We start from the raw sequence: 9,939 nt of genomic DNA on the forward strand, positions 1-9,939 counted from the left end.
GTCCTACCGGACCGCGACCCCGCCGCAACCGGGCAGGCCGCGCAGAGCGGGAAGAAGGACGACGGCGGCCTGCTGGGCCGTCTCGGCGACGCCGCCCGCGGCCTGGTCGAGGGCGGTGGCCACCGGGCGAAGCCCGAGGTGGTCAGCGCCGGGCTGTACCGCGACGAGAAGCCCGTCGCCGGCCGGAAGTGGCCGGCGCAGAAGCGGGTCAAGGAGCTGCCCGGCAAGCGGACCGAGAACGCCAAGGTCTATCAGCTGTCCGACGGGCGGTTGCAGGCGGAGATCTCCGCGGTGCCGCTGCACTACCAGGACGGCAAGGGCGACTGGCAGCCCATCGACACCACCGTCCGGCCGGTGAACGAGCCCGGCTACGTGCAGGGCAACCGGACCAACACCTTCACCAGCCTCTTCGGTGACAGCTCGGACGACCTGGTCCGGTTCGAGCGGGACGGTCGCACGGTCGAGCTGGGCCTCGCCGGTGCCGCCAGGAGCGTCAGCCCGAAGGTGTCCGGCTCCACGGTGACCTATCCGGGTGTGGCCGGCGGCGCGGACGTGGTCTACGACGTGACCAGCACCGCGTTGAAGGAGAAGATCGTCCTTCGGCAGGCGCCGGCCGGTCCCGTGTCGTACACGTTCACCCTGGACACGGCGGGTCTGACCGCGCAGCAGCGGGCGGACGGGTCGATCGCGTTCCTGGGCCGGGACGGCGGTGCTCCCGTGTTCGTGATGCCGGCGCCGTTCATGTACGACAGCAAGGACGACAAATCCTCCCCGCACGGCAAGGTGTGGTCGGACAAGGTCACCCAGAAGGTCACCCAGTCCGGCGGCACGTCGACCGTCACCATCACCGCCGACGCTGGCTGGCTGGCCGACCAGGCCCGGGTCTACCCGGTGGTGATCGACCCGACGATCAAGCTGCAGCCGGTGCCCACGGACGCGCAGGACGTGCAGATCTACTCCGGCGCGACCACCACCAACTACAACGACACCTACCAGCTGAAGGTCGGCACGGACGCGTCCAACGCGTACCGCACGCTGGTCAAGTTCGACGTCGGCTCGATCCCGCGGAACACGCCGATCGACGACGCGCAGCTGCAGATGTACTACTCGCAGACCCACTACGCGTGGGGCTTCGACGTGGCCATGGAGGCCCGCCGGATCACCCAGCCGTGGAGCGAGAGCACCGCGACCTGGTCGAACATGAACGCCAACATGGCCGCCCAGCCGGCCGGCAACATGGTCACCCAGGACGACGGCGACGCCGGCACCTCGGTGGTCGGCACCTGGTCGTACTCGGGCAACACGGCGCTGACCCCGCTGGCGGTCAACGGCGACTACCGGTACAACAACGACACCACGACCGGGCACACCCACACCTGGGTGCCGACCATCACCGAGGCCGGCAACTACCAGGTCGAGGTCCACTACGTGTCGGAGTCGGACCGGCCGACGAACGCGCCGTACACGGTCTACTACAACGGCGGGTCGAAGACCTACACCGTCGACCAGACCGGCAGCGCGCTCGGCGAGTGGAAGACCCTCGGCGTGCACCCGTTCGCGGCCGGCACCACCGGCAAGGTCGTCCTCGGCGACGTCTCCGGCAAGTCGGTGATCGCCGACGCGGTGCGGTTCACCAAGTGGGGCGCCGCCACCAAGAAGGCGGCCGTCTCCAACGTGTGGAGCTCGTTCCCGGTCCGCAACGTGGTGCAGGACTGGGTCAACGGCACCTACGCCAACAACGGCTTCATGGTGAAGGCGGTCGACGAGGCCACCAAGGGCCGCGGCGGCCCGATCTTCGAGGCCTCCGAGTTCGCGTACAACAACGCCCGACGGGACTACAACCTGCCGAAGCTGGTCATCACCTACGGCCGGCCGGGCGTGGCGGTCAACCCGCCGACGACGCTCACCTCCACCGGTGCGGTGCTGGACTGGCCGGCGTACGTGGACCCGTCGTCGTCCACCGCGGACGACGCGGTGGAGTACCAGGTGCACCGCAGCATCTACCAGAACTTCACCCCGTCGGCGGCGACCCTGATCGCCCCGGTGTCCACCAGCACCCGCACCTACCAGGACACCACGGCGATCCCGACGGCGGCGGACAACACCGACCCGCTGGCCCGGAAGTTCTACTACTACATGATCGCGGTGAAGACCCGCGACGGGCAGATCATCGCCGGGCCCACCCAGTCGGCGATCCTGCCGAAGGCGGGCCAGATCACCCGGATCTACCGCACCGGCACCACGGACACCACCCTCTCCCAGGCCCGCCCGACGGAGAACGTGGACGTCTACGACGGTGACCCGTACGTCAGCCCGGGCAACAACTCGTCCTACTACGGGGACACCCACGGCCTGGTGAAGTTCCCGACGCTGACCGGCATCCCGACCAACGCCAAGGTCGTCGACGCCGACCTGCGGTTGTACAACACCTCGCTCTACCCGGGCACGGACACCGACGAGTACGTCGACGTCTACAAGCTGACCAAGAACTTCACCGAGACCAAGGCCACGTGGAACACCTACGACGGCACCAACGCGTGGACCACCGCCGGCGGTGACTACGACACCTCCTGGAAGGCCAGCAACAACGGGTTCACCAACGACCCCGAGTGGGCCTCCTGGGACGTGACCCCCGCGGTCGACGGCTGGGTCAAGGACTCGACGAAGAACTTCGGCCTGCTGCTGCGGCAGCGGGACGAGGTCAACCAGACCGCCCGGGCGATGCTGCTGTCGTCCGAGGCGCAGGAGCCGCTGCTGCGGCCCACGCTGGAGGTCACCTACCTGGAGCAGACCGCGGAGTCGACGTACTACGCGGCCTCGACCCCGGCACTGGCCACGGCCAACTCCACGTACACGGTGCCGGTGACCCTGTCCAACCCGACCCTGGCGGCGTGGAACCCGACCGACTGGGAGCTGGCCTACGACTGGAAGCGGGCCGACGGTGTCACCGACGGCGCGGACACCAGCTACGAGGTGGCGACCGCACTGCCGAAGAGCGTGCCGGCCGGCGGCACGGTCGACGTGTCCGCGCAGGTCAAGACCCCGCCGTCGTCGACGGAGGGGAACCAGCGCACCGACTACGTCCTGCAGTGGGACCTGCGGAACAAGCTGACCGGCAAGAAGCTGTCGGAGACCGCGTCGATCCCGGCGCTGCCGCAGAACATCTCGGTGGAGGAGCCGACCTCCGACCAGCTCGGTCTGGAGAAGTTCTACTCGTACGCGGGGAAGAACACCGGCGGCGGCGGCACCCTGATGAACAACCTGTACTCCGGCAACACCGTCTGGTCGTACAACGCGTTCAACAACCCGTCGCGTGGCCTGTCGACGTTCGTGCGCCTGGCGTACAACTCGCTGGACACCACCGACACGGTGGCCGGCTACGGCTGGTCGCTGCAGGCGTCGTCGATGATGCGCCTCGGTGCCCCGCTGGACTTCCACCCCAACCCGAACCCCACCAAGGTCACCCTGACCGACGGTGACGGCACCAGCCACTGGTTCACCTGGGACGCCGCGGCCAACGAGTGGAAGAGCCCGAAGGGCGTGCACCTCTACCTGCAGAAGTACAGCAGCGTGGACTGCAAGCCCAACACCGACGAGCCGAAGGCGTGGGTGCTCACCCGGCCGGACCGGACGCAGTTCTTCTACGACTGCGAGGGCTTCCTGTCGAGCATCGTCGACAACAACGGCAACGAGATGCTCTTCACCTACGAGGAGCGCAAGTCCAACAACAAGCCGACGAAGTTCCTGAAGTACCTGACCGACCCGACCGGTCGGATCACCCTGACCATCGACTACTACGCCAAGGGTCAGACGTACGACTACATCGACGACACCACCTGGAACCGGGTGTCCGGTGCGACGAACCTGACCAACCCGAAGATCATCGACCACGTCTCGCAGATCACCGACATCTCGGGGCGCAAGCTCACCTTCACCTACACCGACAAGGGTCTGCTGGGTGAGCTGGTCGACGGCGCCGGGTCCACCAACGGGGCGCCCAAGACGTTCAAGTTCGCCTACGACATGACCCAGGGGAACAAGAACGTCAAGCTGGTCAAGGTCACCGACCCGCGGGGCAACCCGACCAGCCTGGTCTACAACTACCCGCAGACCGGGGACGACCCGCAGTTCCACTGGACCACCAAGTCCTACACCGACCGGCTCGGCTACCTGACCCAGTTCGGCTACGTCGACCCGGACGGCCCGCAGGGCCACAACATCAACGCCACCGTCACCGACGCGGAGAACCACGCCACCCAGTACCTGCTGGACGGCTACGGCCGGGCGTACCAGTTCACCAACGCCAAGAACGAGGTCACCAAGACCGGCTGGGACGACGACCACAACGTCATCCGGCTGGAGGAGGCCAACGGCGCCGTCTCGACCTGGGCGTTCGATCCGAAGACCGGCTACCCGACCGAGATCAAGGACGCGGAGGCGGTCAAGAACGGCTGGCCGGGCACGGTGCTGACCTACCAGCGCTCGCTCAACGGCTACGTGGCCGAGATGGTCAGCAAGACCAGCCCGGAGGGACGGAAGTGGACCTTCACCTACACCGGTGAGGGCGACGTCGCGACCGTCACCGACCCGGTCGGCAACACCACGGCGACCGCCGGCGACTACACGAGCACCAACACCTACGACGAGTGGGGCCAGCTCACCGCCGTCAAGGACGCCAACGGCAACACCACGAAGTACGACCTGTTCCACGCCAGCGGTTACCCGACGCTCATCACCGACGCGGGCGACGGCACGTCGAACTTCACCTACGACGACCGGGGCAACGTCACCGAGGTCAAGAACGGCAAGAACGCCAAGGTGACCCAGGCGTACGACACCTTCGGCCGGCCCACCACGAAGGTGGAGCCGATGGACGCGGCCAACAACCGCTACATCACCACCAAGGCCCCGGTGTACGACGCCAACGACAACATCACCACGGCGTACGCGGCCAACGGTGCGGTGTCGACCTCCGTCTACGACAAGGCGGACCAGGTCGTCGAGACGCTCGCGCCGAAGGACGAGGCGACCGACCCGGAGCGCAAGACCACCACGACGTACGACAAGGTCGGCAACGTCCTCACCGTCACCGAGCCGCAGGGCAACCTGACCTCGACGGTGGGCGACTACATGACGACCACCAAGTACGACGCGATCTACCAGCCGATCGAGGTCACCAACGGCCTCGGCCAAAAGGTGAAGTCGGAGTACGACAACGTCGGCAACGTCACGGTCCTGTACGACGCGAAGAAGACCGCCAGCGCGGCGGACGACTTCACCACGAAGTACGAGTACGACCTGAACCACCGGGTCGTGAAGACCACCGACGCGATCGGCAAGTTCACCACCGCCCGGTACGACAAGGACGGCCTGACCCTCGGCACCACCGACGCCGAGGGCAACGAGTCGCTGGCGACGTACGACGCCCGCGGCGCGCTGGTGGAGTCGAAGGTGCCGTACGACAAGGACGGCGCCGGCACCATCACCTACCGGACGACCAAGTACGAGTACGACCAGGTCGGCAACCAGACGAAGCTGATCACCCCGCGCGGGGTGAACACGACCGACGACGCCGACGACTTCTCCGTGGTGACCGTCTACGACGCGCTCAACCGCAAGAAGGAGGAGTGGTCGTCCTACGACAAGGACGACAGCCGGTACAACACGCCGGACAAGACCTTCTACACCTACGACGAGGTCGGCAACCTGGCGCAGGTCAGCGCGCCCCCGTCGGACGGGCAGACGGTCCGCAACATCACCAAGTACGACTACTACGACAACGGCTGGACGAAGACGTCCACCGACCCGTGGGACATCGTCAACTCGTTCGACTACAACGACCTGGGCCAGCAGACCAGGAACACGCTGACCTCGGCCGGCGGGTCGGTCACCCGGACGATGACCTGGGACTACTACCAGTCCGGTAACGAGAAGGGCCGCTCCGAGGACGGCGTGCCGGTCGGCAAGGACGTGGTCCTGGTCGACAACTCCGACTCCAACAACACCGCCAGCCAGGGCACCTGGAGCAACGGGGCGGCGACCGGGCAGTGGGGCTACGACGTCTCCACCGCCCCGGCCGGCAGCGGGTCGGCGCAGTTCAACTGGCAGCTGACCATCCCGCGGGACGGCTCGTACGAGGTGTTCGTCCGGCACCCGCAGGTCAGCGGCGCCGCGACGGACGCGAAGTTCACCATCACCTACGACGGCGGCAGCGTCACCAAGACCGTGAACCAGACGCAGAACACCGGCGCCTGGATCAGCCTGGGCAGCTACTCCTTCAAGGAGGACGGCGTCCAGAAGGTCACCCTCACCGACCAGGCGACGGGCAAGGTGCTCGCCGACGCGGTCAAGCTGGTGCGGGACAACTCCGCCGACGTCGACAACGAGAAGAAGGAGTTCACCTACCGGTACAACCCGAACGGGATGATGGTCGAGGTCAAGGACCTCAGCCCGGGCGCGAAGATCAGCCGGTACGACATCGCCTACGACCAGCTCAACCAGATCTCCACGGTCAAGGAGTTCGTCGGCGCGACCGACAGCACGCCGAAGAACACCACGGCCCTGACCTACGACGACAACGGCAACCCGCTCACCTCGACCCACGACCTCACCTGGTCGAAGATCGAGTACGACGAGCGGGACATGGTCGCCAAGGTGACCAACGCCGACTCGCCGACGGCCGGTAACCAGCAGATCTCGACGTTCACGTACACCGCCCGCGGGCAGATGCTCAAGCAGACCAAGCCCAACGGCAACACCGTGGACTTCGAGTACTACCTCGACGGCGCCACCAAGCACCAGCTGGAGAAGACCTCCGGCGGCACCACCGTCGCGGAGCACAACCTGCAGTACCAGGCCAACGGGCACCCGTCGCGGGACGTGCTCAAGTTGATGAACGCCGACAACTCGTCGGACTACATCGACAACACGTACGTCTTCAGCTACGACCCGCAGGACCGGATCGCCAAGCTGGACAAGACCGGTGACAGCACCTCGACGGAGACCTACACCTACGACGCCAACGGCAACACGGTGTCGCAGACCGTCGACGGGACGACCAGCACCAGCAAGTACGACCGGAACCGGCTGCACTCGACCACCACGGCGGGTGTGACCTCGACGTACAACTACGACCCGCTCGGGCGCCTCGACACGGTGTCGGTCGGCGGCCAGCGAGCGCAGAAGTACTACTACGACGGCTTCGACCGGACGGCGAAGACCACCTCGGGTATCGGCTCGAACGCCAAGTCGACCACCTACGTGTACGACCCGTTCGACCGGACGGTGTCGCAGACGACGGCTGGCAAGACGACCCTGTTCACGTACCTGGGGATGGACAACCAGGTGCTGCGGGAGGAGGTCGCGGGCAAGGCGACCAAGTCGTACCAGTACGCGCCGTGGGGTCAGCAACTGACCCAGATCAAGCACAAGGACGACGGCTCGCGGGAGTACTCGCAGTTCATCTACCGGCCGCGCGGCGACGTCATCGGGATCACGAAGGAGGACGGCAAGACCCGGGCGACGTACGGCTACACGGCGTACGGCAAGGACGACGAGTCGCAGTTCACCGGCGTGGACAAGCCGGGTGCGCAGCCCGACGGTGAGGAGCCGTACAACGCGTTCCGGTTCAACGCCTCCCGGTGGGACGCCAACTCGGGCACCTACGACATGGGCTTCCGCAACTACGACCCGGGCCTGAACCGGTTCCTGACGCGGGACGCCTACGGCGGTGCCATGGCGGACATGGCCCTGGCGATGGACCCGTTCACGGGTAACCGGTACGCGTTCGCCGGCGGGAACCCGATCAGCTTCGTGGAGCTGGACGGGCACCTGTTCGGGATGTCGTGGTCGGACATCGGCCACGCCGCCCTGGACGTCGCCGGCATGGTGCCGGTGATCGGTGAGGTCGCCGACGTCGCCAACGGCATCTGGTACGCCGCCGAGGGCAACTACGTCGACGCGGCGATGTCCCTGGCCTCGGCGATCCCGCTCGCGGGTAACGCGGTGGCCGCGGCGAAGCTGGCCAAGACGGGTAAGAAGATCGCCGACGGCATCGACACCGCCCGCGACATTGAAAAGGCGGCCGAGAACGCCAAGAGCATCGAGAAGGGCGTGGAAGGGGCCACGGACGCCGGCAAGGCGGCACCGACCCATGCGTCGGCGAAGCCGTGCAACAGCTTCGTTCCGGGGACCAAGGTGCTCCTCGCCGATGGTTCGACTAAGGCGATCGAGGACGTGAAGGTCGGCGACCGGGTCCTTGCCTCCGATGTCGAGTCCGGGGACCAGCAGGGCCGTCCGGTCACCCAGCTGATCCGGGGTGACGGGGTCAAGAAGTTGGTCACCATCGTCGTGGACACCGACGGCAAGGCCGGCGGGAAGACCAGCACCATCGTGGCCACGGACGGTCACCGGTTCTGGCTGCCGGACTCCGGGGTCTGGGTGACCGCCGGCCAGCTCAAGGTCGGCGCCTGGCTCCAGACGTCGTCGGGCACGTGGGTCCAGATCGCTGCCCTCCGGCACGAGACCCACGTCCAGCGAGTACACAACTTCACCGTCGACGGACAGCACACCTACTACGTCCTCGCCGGCGAAACCCCCGTACTCGCCCACAACGACGCCTGCCCCAACAAGGCGGCCCAGCAAGACCTGGCCAATTTGCGTCAGCAGACGGGAATGAAGTCGGTCGCGCAGGAGGACGCGGACTACGCGGCTGCGGTGGCTGCAGGGGCGCCTAAGAGCAAGCTGCCCCAGAAGAACACCCTCGCTCGCCTTGACTACGGCGGCCAGAGCTTCTATGGGCAGAATGGACGCAACATCGGACGGCCCGTTGCCTTCCCTGGCAAGGGAAACAGGATGACAGCCACCTCGTTCGAGGACCATGCGGAAGGTGACGTCTTCTCGCAGGCTTTGGCTGGCACGACTCGTGGCGGATCGGCCAATCTGTTTGTCGACCGTGCGCCCTGCCGGTTCTGCCGGAACAGTATGGCGGGATATGCCGAGCAACTCGGATTGGATACCCTGCATGTCTACGGACCGCAAGGTCTGCACGGCGTGTACCAGAGGAGTGTCGGCAGGTATGTCCCAGTCTGAGAATTCCCCGGGCGTGAAGATCGAAACCTTCGTGCCCGAATACCTGAGCCGGGAGGTGAGTCTCGAGGAGGCGCGGAAGGTTTATCAGACGCTTGGGAAGACGTCCGCCAGCTTCACCTGGAACGACTGCGGCGACGAAGTCCTGACCCTCAGCGTCGGGGAAGACCATTCGACGGCCACTCTGCTGAAGGACCGATCCTTCTATGACCTCGAATATGCCGAGCTTCCGGGAGAGGTGCTTATCGAGATGGATGGAAGTGTGGTCGAATATCCGCGGGCGTTGATCCTGCCGCGGGAGAAAGGATTGGAACTCCTGAACATTCTTCCGGACTTCGATCGAGTGTTCGAGAGCTATGCCTGGAAGGTTCAGGATTAGTGTGAGGCTCGAACTGCCGGCTGGACCAACGGCCTGCGGCTGATTCGAGAGCGGGCGGCGATCGTGCAATGAGGGCACAGCCGCTTGGACGAAGCACAACCGGGAAGATGGCCTTCGGTTCCGACGATCGGAGCCGAAGGCCATCTTTCGTGGCGCTTCCACGTTCCCCGCTGCCTGTGGGCTAGTCGGCGGAACGGGCGGTGTCGTTGAGACAGCCACCAATTTCTAGGGTTCGTTCCGGTGCCGACGATCAGGTTTGGGTTACGATTTAATCTGAGCGAGCTGCCGATCTGGTCAAGCCCGGTGGTCCTCAGGGCAACGACCCGAATCGGGGAACAAGCAACCGGGCTCCGAGCGACTTGTGGATGCCCGCCGGCGTCTAGTACTCCAGCCGGGGATTGTGATCACGGCTCGGTGAGGGCTTGCCGGGCGTAGTGGCTGGTCGTGGCTCGTGCTTGGTGACGGCGTCGGCG

At 66.1% G+C, this 9,939-nt stretch carries 2 protein-coding genes; both read left to right on the forward strand.

Annotated features, from left to right (window positions below; all coding sequences use genetic code 11):
* The first annotated feature begins 138 nt into the window (after positions 1-138).
* Positions 139-9,090, forward strand: a complete 8,952-nt coding sequence (locus ACWEVO_RS18830; protein WP_452308819.1) for a golvesin C-terminal-like domain-containing protein — start codon at positions 139-141, stop codon at positions 9,088-9,090.
* A gap of 13 nt (positions 9,091-9,103) precedes the next feature.
* Entirely contained in the window at positions 9,104-9,466 is a 363-nt protein-coding gene (locus tag ACWEVO_RS18835; protein WP_452308820.1) for a hypothetical protein, read from the forward strand.
* The last annotated feature ends 473 nt before the right edge of the window (positions 9,467-9,939 follow it).

This window comes from Micromonospora sp. NPDC003776 (genome assembly GCF_053605645.1).